15 protein-coding genes are annotated in these 15,671 nt (G+C 40.5%); 12 read left to right on the top strand and 3 right to left on the bottom strand.

Annotation, left to right across the window (positions count from 1 at the left end; genetic code table 11):
* Positions 1–252: 252 nt before the first annotated feature.
* From mutL to B3E92_RS15750, 4 genes are read left to right on the top strand one after another with little or no spacing between them, the layout of a single operon-like run.
* Positions 253–2,139, top strand: coding sequence for a DNA mismatch repair endonuclease MutL (mutL, locus tag B3E92_RS15765; RefSeq protein ID WP_112375006.1), 1,887 nt, complete (start codon positions 253–255; stop codon positions 2,137–2,139).
* A gap of 12 nt (positions 2,140–2,151) precedes the next feature.
* The gene (locus tag B3E92_RS15760; RefSeq protein ID WP_112375007.1) at positions 2,152–2,838 is read left to right on the top strand and encodes a rhomboid family intramembrane serine protease; all 687 of its coding nucleotides are present in this window, start codon (positions 2,152–2,154) and stop codon (positions 2,836–2,838) included.
* An 11-nt stretch (positions 2,839–2,849) separates the two neighbouring features.
* A complete protein-coding gene (locus tag B3E92_RS15755) occupies positions 2,850–3,728 on the top strand; it encodes a rhomboid family intramembrane serine protease (protein ID WP_286897528.1) in 879 nt (292 codons plus the stop codon).
* Positions 3,673–4,836 carry an endonuclease/exonuclease/phosphatase family protein gene (locus tag B3E92_RS15750; RefSeq protein ID WP_286897527.1) on the top strand — a complete coding sequence of 388 codons (1,164 nt, stop codon included), beginning with the start codon at positions 3,673–3,675 and terminating at the stop codon, positions 4,834–4,836. Before B3E92_RS15755 ends, B3E92_RS15750 begins: the two co-directional genes overlap by 56 nt.
* Here B3E92_RS15750 and B3E92_RS15745 read toward each other — a convergent pair.
* Positions 4,826–6,436: a S41 family peptidase gene (locus B3E92_RS15745; protein WP_112375010.1), complete on the bottom strand. Its 1,611-nt coding sequence runs from the start codon at positions 6,434–6,436 to the stop codon at positions 4,826–4,828. The genes B3E92_RS15750 and B3E92_RS15745 overlap by 11 nt on opposite strands.
* A gap of 319 nt (positions 6,437–6,755) precedes the next feature.
* Here B3E92_RS15745 and B3E92_RS15740 point away from each other — a divergent pair, with 319 nt between their 5' ends.
* The 5 genes from B3E92_RS15740 (at position 6,756) to B3E92_RS15720 (ending at position 11,636) form a co-directional block, all read left to right on the top strand.
* Positions 6,756–7,325 (top strand): hypothetical protein, encoded by a 570-nt coding sequence (locus B3E92_RS15740; protein ID WP_046673680.1) that lies wholly within the window; start codon positions 6,756–6,758, stop codon positions 7,323–7,325.
* Between the two features lie 141 nt (positions 7,326–7,466).
* A complete protein-coding gene (fumC, locus tag B3E92_RS15735) occupies positions 7,467–8,864 on the top strand; it encodes a class II fumarate hydratase (RefSeq protein ID WP_070570264.1) in 1,398 nt (465 codons plus the stop codon).
* Between the two features lie 48 nt (positions 8,865–8,912).
* Positions 8,913–9,401, top strand: coding sequence for a fumarate hydratase (locus B3E92_RS15730; RefSeq protein ID WP_231585252.1), 489 nt, complete (start codon positions 8,913–8,915; stop codon positions 9,399–9,401).
* A gap of 63 nt (positions 9,402–9,464) precedes the next feature.
* The gene (locus B3E92_RS15725) at positions 9,465–10,619 is read left to right on the top strand and encodes an MFS transporter (protein WP_286897526.1); all 1,155 of its coding nucleotides are present in this window, start codon (positions 9,465–9,467) and stop codon (positions 10,617–10,619) included.
* A gap of 15 nt (positions 10,620–10,634) precedes the next feature.
* The gene (locus tag B3E92_RS15720) at positions 10,635–11,636 is read left to right on the top strand and encodes an acyltransferase (RefSeq protein ID WP_070570270.1); all 1,002 of its coding nucleotides are present in this window, start codon (positions 10,635–10,637) and stop codon (positions 11,634–11,636) included.
* A gap of 21 nt (positions 11,637–11,657) precedes the next feature.
* Here the strand turns inward: B3E92_RS15720 and B3E92_RS15715 are convergent, their stop codons facing one another.
* Together B3E92_RS15715 and B3E92_RS15710 are read right to left on the bottom strand one after the other, a co-directional pair.
* Entirely contained in the window at positions 11,658–12,122 is a 465-nt protein-coding gene (locus B3E92_RS15715) for a copper resistance protein NlpE (protein ID WP_115049384.1), read from the bottom strand.
* A 191-nt stretch (positions 12,123–12,313) separates the two neighbouring features.
* Positions 12,314–12,688 (bottom strand): DUF3127 domain-containing protein, encoded by a 375-nt coding sequence (locus B3E92_RS15710; RefSeq protein WP_070570272.1) that lies wholly within the window; start codon positions 12,686–12,688, stop codon positions 12,314–12,316.
* Between the two features lie 77 nt (positions 12,689–12,765).
* Between B3E92_RS15710 and B3E92_RS15705 the strand changes: the two genes are divergently transcribed.
* The 3 genes from B3E92_RS15705 (at position 12,766) to B3E92_RS15695 (ending at position 15,603) form a co-directional block, all read left to right on the top strand.
* A complete protein-coding gene (locus tag B3E92_RS15705) occupies positions 12,766–13,944 on the top strand; it encodes a THUMP domain-containing class I SAM-dependent RNA methyltransferase (protein ID WP_046673747.1) in 1,179 nt (392 codons plus the stop codon).
* Positions 13,937–14,584 carry an HD domain-containing protein gene (locus B3E92_RS15700; RefSeq protein ID WP_046673674.1) on the top strand — a complete coding sequence of 216 codons (648 nt, stop codon included), beginning with the start codon at positions 13,937–13,939 and terminating at the stop codon, positions 14,582–14,584. Before B3E92_RS15705 ends, B3E92_RS15700 begins: the two co-directional genes overlap by 8 nt.
* Positions 14,585–14,835: 251 nt before the next feature.
* The gene (locus B3E92_RS15695) at positions 14,836–15,603 is read left to right on the top strand and encodes a glycerophosphodiester phosphodiesterase (RefSeq protein WP_286897525.1); all 768 of its coding nucleotides are present in this window, start codon (positions 14,836–14,838) and stop codon (positions 15,601–15,603) included.
* Positions 15,604–15,671: the final 68 nt, after the last annotated feature.

Here is a 15,671-nt window from a genome sequence, read left to right as displayed (position 1 = left end):
TCAGCTGTGTTTTACACAGGTGTTAGACAACGCACACTGACTTTGACGTCAACTGGGAAGCGTCATATTTAATGACTAAACACGTTTACAGGTTCTTTGCGGCTGTAAACAGTTGGTCGTTGCTATTCCATTTTCATTTGTATAAATGAACGCATTACACGCTTTTGTTTTTAAAGAACATGTGGAATGTCCGATTGATTTTCGTCAGTGTTTATACGCTGCAAACATGGATATTTCTTAACTTTGTATTATATGTCGGATATTATTCAATTACTTCCAGATAATGTTGCTAATCAGATTGCGGCGGGAGAAGTGGTGCAGCGACCAGCGTCTGCAATTAAAGAATTGATTGAGAATGCTATTGATGCTGGAGCTGACAAAATAAAACTTATTGTTAAAGATGCAGGCAAGTCGTTGATTCAAGTCATTGACAATGGTTGTGGTATGAGCGTAACTGATGCTCGCCTTTGTTTTGAGCGCCACGCAACATCAAAAATCCGTAAAGCTGAAGACTTATTTGCTATTCGTACAATGGGTTTCCGTGGTGAGGCGATGGCATCCATTGCCGCAATTGCACAGGTCGAACTCAAAACACGCCGTATTGAAGATGAGCTAGGTACAGTCGTTGAAATAGAGGGATCAAAAGTTGTCAACCAATACCCCGAAGCTGTTGCTGCCGGGACAAATATTTTAGTTAAAAATCTTTTTTACAATATTCCTGCACGGAGAAACTTCCTAAAGAGCAACTCGGTAGAAATGCGTCATATCATTGATGAATTTCAACGTATTGCTTTATCGAACCCACAGATTTTCCTAACCTTACATAGCGACGGAAATGAAATCTACCATTTGCCGGCAGAGACACTAAAACAACGTATTGTCCATATATTCGGAAACAATTACAATCAGCGTCTTGTCCCTGTGGAAGAAGATACATCCATCATCAAGGTAGAGGGCTTTGTGGGGAAACCTGAGTTTGCGAAAAAAACTCGTGGTGAACAGTTTTTCTTTGTCAACAAACGCTTTGTGCGTGATCCATACCTGCACCACGCTGTCATGAACGCCTATGAAGATATTCTGCAGGCAGAAACATTTCCTTTCTATGTCTTATTTATCGACATAGATCCTGCACGCATTGATATCAACGTGCATCCGACCAAGACTGAAATTAAGTATGAGGACGATAAAGCCATTTATGCAATTATCCGTTCAGCCGTAAAAAGATCATTGGGACGGTACAACATCATGCCATCCTTGGATTTTGAACAGGAAACTAGCTTCACCAATCTAATTACAAAAAAGGCATTGGATGAAATAATCGCTCCAACAGTTACCTTTAATCCGGACTTCAACCCTTTTGATACAGACAAATCGAAATCCAATTCGAGCTACACCCGTTCAGAAAGCTACGCTGAAGGACTTAACAAGAAAACAGGTGGCATACCTAGCAATTGGGATTCTTTGTATCAAATCGTCGAAAAGGAGGAATCTGTTCAGTTACCATTGCATGATGAGCCGGAATTACGTACCGATGACCCACAGATCATCCAGGTTGAAGATAAATCATCGTCGAAGCTCTTTTTCCAGCTGCATAATAAATATATTGTTTCGCAGATCCACTCCGGATTTATCCTGATCGATCAACAAGCGGCACATGAACGTATTCTCTTTGAGCAATTTCTTTCACAGCTGGACCAACATAAAGGTCTAAGTCAGCAAAGTTTGTTTCCCCAGACTTTGGATCTGAATGCTGCGGATAATGAGTTAATGAAGGACCTCTTGGAGGACATCAACGGCTTAGGCTTTCAAATTCGTGAATTTGGAAAAAATTCCTATATTATTGACGGAATTCCTGCAGATTTAGGGACAGGATTCGACGAAATAAAGATGATTGAGAAAATATTGGAGGATTACAAAAACAATCAATCTGAGTATAAGCTCGCTAAGCGCGAAAATCTCGCAAAAAGCCTTGCCCGTAATGCAGCCATTAAACCTGGCACCGCATTGGACAATACAGCAATGGCAGAGCTTGTGGACAGACTTTTTGCTTGTCACTCACCCAATATCTCCATCTATGGAAATCCTGTAATTGTAACATTTACATTGCAAGAATTAGCGGAAAAATTTGGTAAAAATTAGAAGATAAAATATATGTTTCCACAACTGACACCTGTTATCAAGAATTTATTGATCATCAATATTATATTTTATATTGGATCTCAACTTGTACCTGTAGCATATGATTATCTTGCGGTCTATTACCCGGACTCGCCATATTTTAAAATCTGGCAAGTGATCACGCATATGTTTATGCATGACAAAAACAATATTACCCATATCTTCTTCAATATGTTTTCCCTGGTCATGTTCGGTCCTATGATTGAGCAGGTGCTTGGGTCAAAACGTTTTTTAAATTTCTACCTGGTCTCAGGAATTGGCGCTTGGTTCCTTTATACAGCTGTGAATGGCATACAACTTTATAATGCGACGGGTTCTTTCGCTCCGCTACATGGCATGAGCGGGAACGAACTTATTTCCATGGCCAATACCGGGAACAACGAAGCATTAACCTACCTCATTCCAATGTTGGGTGCTTCGGGAGCTATTTATGGCGTACTATTGGCATTTGCCTACCTTTTTCCAAACATACCGCTTCAATTTTTGTTTATTCCTGTACCAGTCAAAGCGAAGTATATGATCGGTGGATTTATCCTCATCGAAATATACATGAGCTTATCTAGACCAGGAGATTCTGTGGCTCACCTGGCTCACGTCGGTGGTGCACTATTTGGCTATCTACTGCTTAAACTGTGGAAGATTAGAAAAGGAATTTATTAATATCGTGCGCAATGAATAACATCGGTTTAAAAGATTTTTGGAGACAAACCTATAAAACTGGCTCGCCCGTACCTTTGGTGATCAGTATCCAGGTTTGTTTATTTGTCCTCATTTATTTTTTAGACCTACTCTTCGAATTAAAAATTGTACCACAAAGCTTTTTGGAACCTACGGTGCGTCTATTAAGTTTACCGAGTAATTTCTCAAGTTTTATTGCACAACCATGGTCATTGGTTACATCGAATTTCGTTTACGTCAAGCTTTGGACCATACTTTTTGATAGTCTTTGGCTCTATTGGGTCGGTCAGATCTTCTTTACCTTCTTAAACACCCGGCAATTTCTGTTTGTCTATATTGCCTCATGGCTGCTCGGCAGCGTGCTCTATATGGGCTTTGGGTCACTTATTCCCATGCCAAGTAACTTACAGCTCATGGGAGGTTCTCTCCCCTTGGCAGCGGTATTAGCCGCGATTGTGACTTTGGTTCCCAAGTATGAGCTACGGCTTTTGCTTTTGGGTAACATCAAGCTAAACTTAGTGGCCATTGTCTATTTTGGCCTAGAATTTCTTGCCCTTACGATGACGAATCGACCTGCTGCCATTTCGTATTTTGCTGTTGTCCTTTTTGGAATGGGCTTCACTTATGCGCTAAAATCGGGGATGGACTGGTCTACAATTTTTCAGAAAAAACAACAGAAGCCTGCAAAAATGAAAGTCGTTGTGGGTAACAATATACCGACAAATCGGAAACATCGTTATGACTTACCCAATCAGGATGAAATCGATGCTATCTTAGATAAAATTTCTATTTCTGGCTACGACAGTCTAACGAACCATGAAAAAGAAACGCTCTTTAGGGCAAGCAATAGTGGTGACAAGGTTGATGGATAGAAGGACATTTTTAAGGAGAAAACTGGGCTTTATCAGTAAAACAATGTTCCTGGCAAATATGCTTGCGATCGTTGCTTTACTTATGAGTTATTCGGCGACCTTCATTAATCCCAAATCCTTTTGGCCGATTGCATTTATGGGCTTAGGCTACCTTCCGATCCTCCTTATCAATATTGGATTTATCTTTTATTGGCTACTCCGCAAACGGAAAATTGCGCTTTATTCGCTCATAACGATCCTCATTGGGTGGCCTTTTTTAACTAAGCATTGGAATATTCGCAAAGAGAATGCCCCTGTATCATCGGAGGTACGTACGCTTCGCATCATGACTTTCAATGCTCATCTGTTCAAGAAGGTAAACGATGAGAAAAAGAACTTCAAAGCCGACGTTGTCCGCATTATTGACAGCATCTCTCCTGATGTGATCTGCTTTCAGGAATATATTAGCAAGATTAAGGGAAAACATGTTTTCTCTGAGGAATTCAAAGATAAATTGGGATATGACTATTTTTTCTTTGAACCGAGCTCTAAAAACGATTATGAGGCCTATGGAATGGCTGTTCTTTCGCGTTTCCCAATCTATGATTCAGGAACCATCAGAGACAACGATTACGGAATCAACCGGATTAGTTATGTTGATATCAAAAAGCAGGACACCCTGATCCGCATCTACAATATACATCTACGTTCTTTTGCGCTGCAAAATGAAGACAAGGAATTTATCCAAAACCTGTCCAATAATAATGAATCCGATAATTCGAGGACCCGTAAATTGAGCCGCAAACTTAAGAATGCCTTCGAGCTACGCAGCGAACAGGCGCATTCGTTAAAGAAGCACATGAACGAATGTCAATATCCTTATATTGCCGTAGGTGATTTCAACGATACGCCAATGAGCTACTCGGTCAATTTAATCGGAGATGGTTTGTACAATGCGTTTAAGGAGAAAGGTAACGGCTGGGGAGTGACCCATCATGCCCTCCTACCGATCTTTCAGATCGACTATATTTTTGCTAGCCAGAAATTTCAGGTAATGAATTATCAAATTGTCAAACAGAAATTATCGGATCATTACCCAGTATGGTCTGATCTTAGGCTTAAACTTTAGGCATCTGATAACCTAATGTTTTAAGTCCTATTTCAATAAATTTATCCCTTCGATTTTTGATTTTATAATAGGCCTCACGACCAAAATAATAGCGACCGACCAAGGCTTCGATATCGGATTGAATCAAATCATGTAAGTTTTTTGCTTCTTTGGCGGTGACCGAAATCCGCTTCTGACTGTTGAGATATGAAATAAATAGATCAAATTCTGTTGTCGGTAAGTGGTAACCGCTAATAAAATTCTCTATAGAATATGCGGGCAAATGTTTCGTGAAGCGATCATAAACAAATTCTTCGATCGCATTGGAATGAAATATCTCGCGGTATTTGGCACTGGTTTCGTTGGTGTCAATCGGAATAGTAACATCCGGAAGAATACCACCACCACCAAAAACAAGTTTCCCTTTGCTGGTGGTAAACATTTCTTTTTGGCTGAATTCAGTGTCCATCGTCCATAGATCGAAGCCTGTCATGTATTTCGCAGCATCAAAATTGGCGCGTGTGTATTTTCGCTGAATGCATCTTCCAAGAGGGGTATAATAGCGAGCGACGGTCAGATTAATTGCAGAGCCATCCGAAAAGTCAAATTGTTCTTGTACTAAGCCTTTACCATAGGACCTGCGGCCGACAATCGTTGCCCGATCCAGATCCTGAAGAGCACCGCTCAAGATTTCGCTTGCTGATGCCGTACTTTCATTGATTAGCACAATGACACGGCCATCACCAAAATCGCCAGCTTTCTCCGAATAGAAATCCTGGCGCAGCTCATTGGCACCCTCAGTATACATTAACAATCTTTTTTCTTTAAAAAATTGCCCCGCCAGATCAATCGCCGTATGGACAAATCCACCACCATTGTTACGCAGATCCAAAATAAGATCCTGCGCCCCACTTTTCCGTAAATCTATGAGCGACTGTCTGAATTCGTCTGCTGTCTTATGCCCAAATCTCCGAATTTTCACATAAGCTGTTTTCGGAGCGATCATATAGGATGCATCTAAGCTGGAAACATTTACCTGATCGCGAATGACTTTTATTGGATTGGCCATTACCACTCCATTACGTTGAATAGCAATCAATACAGCTGTTCCTTTCTTTCCACGGATTAACCTTTCAATTTCGGACTCGGTTACCTTTCTTCCGACAAGATCCTTATTCCCGATCTTTAAAATGCGGTCGCCGATACGCATACCTGCTTTTTCAGCGGGACCAGCAGCAACCATTCCAACAACAAGTAGCGTATCTTTCAGACGGAAATACTCCACACCGATACCATCAAATGTTCCTTCAAGCGTTTCCTGCTTTGCAAGCACTTGATTCGGTCTTAAAAAGGTGGAGAAAGGATCTAAACGGGATACGACATGTTCAATGGCTTCGTCTTGAACGGTATCTATACTGACATTATCAACGTAATTCTCAGCAATTAATTGAATGAGATATTGTAATTTATCCGAGTTGCCATTCGAGCGTAGACTAGAAAAGGTTGTTTTTTGGTTGCTCCCCTGCTCCTCGGCATAATTTTGTCCCAACAGCAAGCCAAGAAGCAATACTGCAGCATATGTAGCGGCTACAAAAATATTTCGTTTAATACTTTTCTGCATGGGAAATCTTCATGAATTATCGAAGATGAGACAAACTATTCAACAATTAATTACTTCATCAAAAATAGCAAGTTTATTCGGTTAAACGAGCACCTGAACCCATATTTTTACATTAAAAATAAAAAGTTCCCTTCCTTGTTTTCAGGCGGAAACAGCGTCTTCCATGGCTAGAAGTCTTTGTAAAAAATTAAAAAATAACAACAGAACAGCCGATAAGGGCACCGAACATTTAATTTCAACAGATGAAGATGATGTCTATAATTTAACTTGCAAATGCGCGTAAATTTATCTTAGTTTGAATTGAAAAAGATTCCACTTTATGCACGAAATCGAACCTTATTACAACTGGCGGGACTATTACATTGCCGCTGAAGATGAACAATCCCCATTTTATGGTACAATCTATAGCGAATTCGATTTTGACAAGCAGATCTATAATTTTCTTTTGCACCCACAATGGGACGAATTCGGTTCGCTTACCTTATATCTAAAAATACTATTTGTGGACTATGAAAAACAATACTGTATTATCGAGCTGATTGGTGAATGGAATGATGCGATCTACAATGATATTATGTTGCTTAAGCGAGAAATTATCGATGTATTGATCAGTCAAGGCATCAAGTATTTTATTCTAATCGGGGAGAATGTACTGAATTTTCATGCTTCAGACGACTCTTACTATGAGGAATGGTTTCAGGATATCGATGATGGCTGGATTGCTGGCGTCGGTTTCCGTGAACATGTGATCGAAGAGTTCCAGCAACAGAATATAGATTATTACATTAATTTCGGTGGCGCATTGAATGAGCTACCTTGGCGGGCATTAAAACCGAAACAAGTTTTCCACCATGTGAATGATTCCTTAACAAAACGTCTTGGTTTTTAGATCTGCTTATTGGGTTTTATTCTCAATCCTTATTCTTTAATCCTTGCTCTTTACTGTATTATCCTGTAACTTTGTAGTTGATGTATTAGGTGCTTCGCACATATACTTATAATTTTTACGTTTTACTTATACTTACATACTATGTCATTCAGAATTGAAAAAGACACGATGGGTGAAGTTCAAGTCCCTGCAGACAAATACTGGGGTGCACAGACAGAGCGTTCACGCAACAACTTTAAAATCGGACCGGCAGCTTCGATGCCACACGAAATCGTCGCAGGCTTTGCTTATTTGAAAAAAGCAGCTGCTTATGCTAACCACGAGTTGGGGGTATTACCTGTAGAGAAACGTGATGCAATCGCTACCGTATGTGATGAGATCTTAGCGGGCAAATTGGATGACCAATTCCCATTGGTTATCTGGCAAACGGGTTCAGGTACACAATCCAATATGAATGTAAATGAGGTTGTCGCAAACCGTGCACAAGTATTGGCTGGACATAAGATCGGTGAAGGCGAGCCCGTGTTAAAAGCAAATGATGATGTAAACAAATCGCAATCATCTAACGATACTTTCCCTACAGGAATGCATATCGCGGCGTATAAAGCTGTTGCAGAAGTTACAATTCCAGGTGTAGAAAAATTGCGTGACACATTAGCTAAAAAAGCTGAAGAGTTTAAAAATGTCGTAAAAATTGGCCGTACACACTTAATGGATGCTACTCCGTTGACTTTAGGTCAAGAGATTTCAGGTTATGTCGCACAATTGAACCATGGTCTGAAAGCTTTAAGAAATACACTTTCGCATTTATCAGAACTTGCATTGGGAGGTACTGCAGTAGGGACAGGATTAAATACTCCAAAGGGGTATGACGTTGTCGTTGCTAAATATATCGCCGAATTTACAGGCCTACCTTTCGTAACCGCTGAAAACAAATTTGAGGCATTGGCAGCTCATGACGCAATCGTTGAAACACACGGTGCATTAAAGCAATTGGCTGTAGCATTAAATAAAATTGCAAACGATATCCGTATGTTGGCTTCTGGCCCACGTTCAGGTATCGGTGAAATCCTGATCCCGGAGAACGAACCAGGATCATCGATTATGCCAGGTAAAGTTAATCCAACACAATGTGAAGCATTGACAATGGTCGCGGCACAAGTGATGGGTAATGATGTGGCTATTACGATTGGTGGAACGCAAGGTCACTATGAACTAAACGTGTTCAAACCATTAATGGCGGCAAACTTCTTGCAGTCTGCTCGCCTATTGGGTGATGCTTGTGTTTCATTTGAAGAGCACTGTGCAGCTGGTATTGAGCCGAACTACAAACGCATCAAAGAATTGGTTGACAACTCATTGATGCTGGTAACCGCTCTAAACACAAAAATTGGTTATTATAAATCGGCAGAAATCGCGCAGACAGCGCATAAAAATGGCACTACGCTTAAAGAAGAAGCAGTGCGTTTAGGTTATGTGACTCCTGAAGATTTCGATGCTTGGGTAAAACCAGAAGATATGGTTGGAAGTTTAAAATAAGCTGTGACTTTTATTTCAATAAAAAATATACGAACAAAAACATACCTATTGGCGCTTGCCATAGGTATGTTTTTCTTTTTTACAGCCTGCAAATTCAATTCGGATATGCAGAGCGAAGGTGCCCCCTTTTTACAGGGAGAATGGGTCCAAGACAGCATTCCTGGACAGCAGCAGATGATGCAATACACCTTGACCGACTTCAAGTTTACCTGTGACTCTGTTTACGCGACCATGCACGTCAACAATAAAGTACAAACCATACCAGATAGCTGTTACAAAAATGGCTCCTGGACAGAACATGCAAAAGGTATTTATGTTTTGCGCGGAGACTCCATCATTGTCGATGGTATCTATACCAAGGAGAATGGCAAACAGAAGATTTCAGGTTGCTATCTTTCCGGTCAGTATATCCCCCGCTTTAAAGTCGTTTATCATGCTGCAGATTCGGTGGTACTGGAAAGCAGGTTAGATCAACGTCAGATCATCTTAAGAAAGACTAAAAATATTACTTGTGTCCCTCAAAAAAGGTATCAATAATTTTTAGTACAATCTATTTACTATCTTCGTACCATTATCGTACAACCTCAACCTTAAAATACAATGAACAAAGGAATTATCGCTTTGGCATTTGGCGGACTTGCCATCGGAATGACCGAATTCACGATGATGGGCATCCTGCCTGACATTGCCAAAGATCTTCATATCGAAATCCCTACCGCTGCCCACCTGATTGCACTCTACGCACTGGGTGTCGTTGTAGGTGCCCCAACATTAGTGCTATTTACAGGAAAATATCCTCCGAAGAAGGTGTTACTCTTTTTAATGCTGCTCTTTTTTATCTTCAATGGCCTTTTCAGTATTGCACCGGGACAGTTTTTGATTAGTCTCTCCCGTTTTATGGCCGGACTTCCCCATGGAGCATTTTTTGGTGTTGGGTCTGTCGTGGCAGCAAGACTGGCTCCGAAAGGAAAAGAAGCACAGGCTATATCCATTATGTTTACCGGAATGACTATTGCCAATTTGGCTGGAGTACCACTCGGCACCTATTTAGGCCATCATTATTCATGGCGTTTAACGTATGGTATTATCAGTATATTGGGATTAATCACTTTTGCCGCAATTTATGCATGGATGCCAAAAATTGAGGCCGCCAAAGGAAATAATATCTTTAGTCAGTTAAACTTCTTCAACAAAAAAATTGCCTGGTTATTAATGGCTATTATTGCCATAGGTACCGGTGGACTTTTCGCCTGGATCAGCTACATCGCGCCTTTGGTGACCACTGTGTCGGGCATCGCTGCTGATCGTGTCCCCTTGATTATGATCCTGATCGGTGTTGGTATGTTTTTCGGAAATCTTATCGGCGGAAAACTGGCTGATACAATCTCCCCAACCAAAGCGGCAATCGCGAGTTTCTCCGCTATGGCGATATGCCTTGTGATGGTTTACTTTATATCACCACTGGGCTGGACAGCCTATCCTTTAGCCTTTATTACAGGACTGGTGTCCTTCACTATTGGTTCGCCGACACAACTGATGTTGATCCGCGCCTCAAAAGAAGCAGCAACATTGGCCGCAGCAGGTGGTCAGGCAGCCTTTAACCTCGGGAATACCTTAGGTGCATTTTTAGGTGGAATCCCAATAACCTGGGGTTTAGCTTATAATACACCTTCCCTCGTTGGTGTGGGCATGGCGAGCATTGGAGCACTCCTGACTTTGCTGTATTTGAAAGTCTACGACAATAAAACTCAATAAAAACAGCATAATCAAATGGCGCGAACAAGTTATATCAGTATACTACGTATTGTTGCGATATTCCTCGTTATCTTGATTCATTCCTCTTCGGGCTACTTAAACAGCAATGAATTTGAATCATTCGACTGGAGTTATGCCAATTGGCTCAATAGCTTCTCGCGCTTTGCGGTACCCCTTTTTGTCGTTATTTCAGGTGCCCTCCTGTTACAGAAAGACGAAAGCACGGGACAATTTTATCGGAAACGTTTATTGAAAATTGTCCCGCCTTTTCTTTTTTGGAGCATCGTCTATCTTTTCTATTACTTTGTCCGTTATATCGATTTTGACTATATCGGTTTTCCACAAGTTATCAACATTGTGTTAATTCGCTTAAAGTCAGGAACGAATGCGCACCTTTGGTACCTATATATGATACTTGGGCTCTACCTTGCAGTTCCTTTCATACGCAAAATTGTGGGCAACTGCAGTAAGAGAGAGCTTGAGATCTTTTTGGGATTGTGGTTTGCAGCGTTATTTTTTACGAATAAATGGTTCAATAGTTACCTACCTAATTTTGACCTGACCTTTTTCTCGGGTTATGCAGGCTATTTGGTCTTGGGCCATTACTTACGTAATTACCCTATCCCAATGGTAAAATTGTCAAGTTTTACATTTTTTCTGATCTGCTGTTTAATTACAGCATCGGGGACATATTATCTAAGTAGCTCCCGAGGTGAATTTGATCCGACACTTTACAACTATCTTTCCCCCAACATCGCATTGAGTGCAGGCTTTTTATTCGTCTTCGTGCAAGGCCTTAAGCTCCCAGAACAACTCAACGCCTTCTGGGAATTTATCGACATCCACAGCTTTGGCATTTACCTTTGCCATATTTTGCTGCTCAATTATATTCATCCTTTGCTTCCTTTATCCACTTTGTGGAAAATCCCGGCAGCAACGGTGCTCACGTTGTTGGCTAGCGCCCTACTGACCTATTTATTACGAAAAGTTCCATACGGTAAATACATCAGTGGTTAATTCCGTTATCGGAGCTTCGTTTTACAATTTCTCGCCTTCGACCTTATTATATACATAAAGATGCGCATTGGGGCCTTCAATCGCATGGCCTTCCTGATCTAGCCCAATCAGCTTGTTTTCACCCACCTTCAGTTTCATATTTGTTTCCTTCCCTGTGAGGTGAACAACGGATCCGTTGTCGTGCCACATGACTTTACCACTATCTTCGACCTTGGTATTTTTATTAATATATTCACTGACGATGGCAAAGGTATTATCATTTTTTAAGGTGATATTTGTTTTGATGCCTTCACAATCAGCACAGGGAATAGTAGCTTCATAGGTACCGGCCCAATCCAACGAATTCTGCGATGTATGGGCAGTATCCACCGCCACAGTCTCATGTGCAGTGGAATCTGCGGTTGTATGCTGACTATCTTTTGAGGTTTGATTACATGCACTTAGCGAAATCATTGCTAAGCAAGAGAACAATACGGTTAATTTCATATCTGTTGTTTTTGATGTACGATACCATATAGCAAGCAATTTCAGCGCCAAGAAAAATCAGGCACGCCTACTGGATTCCAAAGAAAAAAGGCTTCTTGAGGAAGCCTTTCTATCGTAAATAACTGTATTGCGAACAGTTTAAATAATCTATTTGCTACCGCGTGGCGATAGGCTACACAATCCTATTCAGATTAAAATGGTAGATCGTCATCATCTGATGAACCCGCCAAATCTACAGGGGCAGGCATATCTGCGTAACCTGGAGAAGATGGAGCTGGAGCAGCATTACCTAATTTTGTAACACGCCATGCTACTAATGAATTGAAATAAGTTGTTACGCCATCTTTATTAGTCCAAGGACGACCACGAAGATTAAAAGATACTTCTACCTCTTCACCAATTGCAAGGTTATCAAAAATTGACGTTCTGTCTTGTGTTGCTTCAAAACGGATATACTCAACAAATTGTGGGTTTTCGGCATAAGCTACAATCATATCGCGTTTTTTGAATGATTCTGTCACTTGTTGTGTCGCTCCTATCTCGTGTACTTTTCCTCTAATTTCCATAATCAAAAAAATAAATATTAAAGCGTAAAATTAAGCAATTTTTGAGGAAGAGTTTAATTAACTTTGTACAAAATATGATGGAAGTTTTCAACACCCCCAATAAAGTTATTATAACGTGCAATAAGCGCTTATCACCTTATTTGCAACAGGAAGTTAAAGAGTTAGGTTTTGACATTGTCAGGGCATTCCCTACAGGCGTAGAATTAAAGGTCAGTATAAACGATACGATCAAGCTTAATCTGAACCTACGTACAGCCTCTCAGATTTTGTATTCGTTAAAGGAGTTTACAGCCAATAATCCGACGGAGCTCTATGAAGAATTGAGTAAAATTGCCTGGGAAGAACTTATTCAATTTGACGGATATTTCTCTGTCAGCTCTAATGTTGATAATGAGACAATCAGCACGCCTTTATTTGCAAACGTAAAGGTTAAGGATGCAATTGTGGACCGTATAAAGGAAAAAAAAGGTCTGCGCCCTAATTCAGGTCCGGACAATAATAAAGCGGTTGTCCACTTGTACTGGAAAGATGACCGTGCTGAAATTTTTCTCGATACCTCAGGCGAGACACTGGCAAAACATGGTTACCGTAAGATCCCTGGAAAAGCGCCAATGCTGGAAGCTCTTGCAGCCTCAACAATTATTGCTTCCAAATGGGATGGTAATTCACCTTTTGTAAATCCGATGTGTGGATCCGGAACTTTAGCCATTGAGGCGGCACTGATAGCAACAAACAGAAAACCAGGGTTGCTGCGCATGAACTATTCATTTATGCATTTCATCGGTTATGATGAAACAGTTTTCTTCCAGGAGCGCCGACTACTCAAAGATCAGATCAATAAAAAAGCGGCTCCACAAATTATTGCAAGCGATATTTCGGAGGAGGCAATCAACGTCTCAAAGATGAATGCAAGAACTGCTGGTGTGGAGCAATTAATTTCGTTTGAAGTATGCGATTTTGCCGAAACACACGTTCCTAAAGAAGGTGGTGTCATTTTATTCAATCCTGAATACGGTGAACGTCTGGGCACGCACAGCAAGTTAGAGATTACCTATAAGCGTATGGGGGATTTCATGAAACAGGAGTGCAAAGGTTATAGAGGCTATATATTTACCGGAAATCCAGATCTGGCAAAGAAAATCGGGCTACGTGCGTCCCGACGCATAGAATTTTATAATGGTAAATTAGATTGTAGATTATTAGAATACGAATTATACGAGGGTACTCGCGAAAAAACAAAAGTATTGTATGAATAACATTATTGAGCGCACAGTAGCATTTGTGCAAGATCGATTGAAATTTGCAGAAGCAGGCCACGATTGGTCGCATATTCAACGCGTATGGAACAATACGAAGTTAATTTTAGAAGATGAAGAAGCGGATGTTATGGTCTGCGAATTGGCGGCACTATTACATGACATCGCTGACAGTAAATTCCATGATGGTGATGAAACAATAGGCCCTCGTGTTGCCGGAGAGTTTTTGGCAAGTCTAGAAATTTCGCCTGAAATCATTGACCATGTGAAGAAAATCATCTTCAATATGTCTTTCAAAGCAAGTTTGGGGGAAGTGTCATTCCATTCAAAAGAGATGGAAATCGTGCAAGATGCAGATCGTTTGGATGCTATCGGGGCAATAGGCATTGCCCGTGCGTTTAGCTTTGGTGGTAATAAAGGCCGTGAGATGTATAATCCGAACATTCCTGTTCAAGAATATAAGGATAAGGAAGCGTACAAACATTCGGAAGCTCCTACAATCAATCACTTCTACGAAAAGCTATTATTGTTAAAGAATAAGATGAATACAGAGGCTGCAAAAAAAATAGCAGCACATCGTCATGACTATATGCTCAACTTTCTGGATGAGTTTATGGCCGAATGGAATGGTAAAAAATAAATTACACTTAACAATTCCTAAATATAAAAGTGGTACTTTAGATCTTGTACATCGAGATAAAAAGTACCACTTTTTTTGTTCCATGTAAAATCAGCTTTTAAACAAATTTGTAAGAAACGATCCTGTCACCAAGGTCGATTTTTACTGCTAGTATCGTAATCGGTATTATAAATACATAGAATAGGAATAAATCACCGAGTGAAACGTGCACATTATGCCGTAGAAAACAAACACTCATACATAATTATAGCATGAAAAAACATATTTTTAGCTGTCTGACACTGGCTATGGTAATCTCATCCTCCGCATTATTCGCACAAACGAAAGCCATTGCACATCGTGGCGTATGGAAAAACAGCCATCTTCCGCAAAATTCCATTGCTTCCTTAACAGCGGCCCACGATCTTAAGCTCTTTGGGTCTGAATTTGATGTACATCTGACCAAAGACAATATTCTTGTGGTCAACCATGACAATGATTTCTATGGCATTGATATCGCAACGGCAACCTACAAAGAGCTCTTAGAAAAGAAACATCCTAACGGTGAATCCATTCCCACGTTGGAAGAATATATTAATGCCGGAAAAAAATTAAAGGGTTTACGCCTTATCCTTGAGTTGAAAATCAATAAACTTGGGGTCGAGCGTACGCTTGAAGCGACCACAAAAACGGTTGAAATGGTCAAAAGCTTAAAAGCTGAGAAAATTACGGATTACATTTCCTTCAGCTTTGAAGCTTGTCAAAAGATCCACGAATTGGCTCCTAAGGCTAATATCCAATATCTTACAGGAGATAAATCTCCTTCAGATGTAAAAGCTGCTGGGATTAATGGGGTGGATTATCACTTTTCCGTCTTTAAAAAGAATGCGACATGGCTGAAAGATGCGCATCAACTTGGTATGAAAGTGAATGCATGGACCGTAAACACAGAAGAAGAAATGACAAATCTAATCGATCAGAAAATTGATTTTATTACCACTGATGAACCTGAGTTGTTGCTCCGCATATTAAAGAAATAAGGACAAACCGAGTGAACAAAGGACATTTATAGCGATGAAACTAAACACTCGTGTCGCCCGAGGCAGCA

Origin of the sequence: Sphingobacterium sp. UBA6317, from assembly GCF_002440385.1 — a bacterium.
GTDB lineage: Bacteria > Bacteroidota > Bacteroidia > Sphingobacteriales > Sphingobacteriaceae > Sphingobacterium > Sphingobacterium multivorum.
This window is presented reverse-complemented; position numbering and strand designations above follow the sequence as displayed.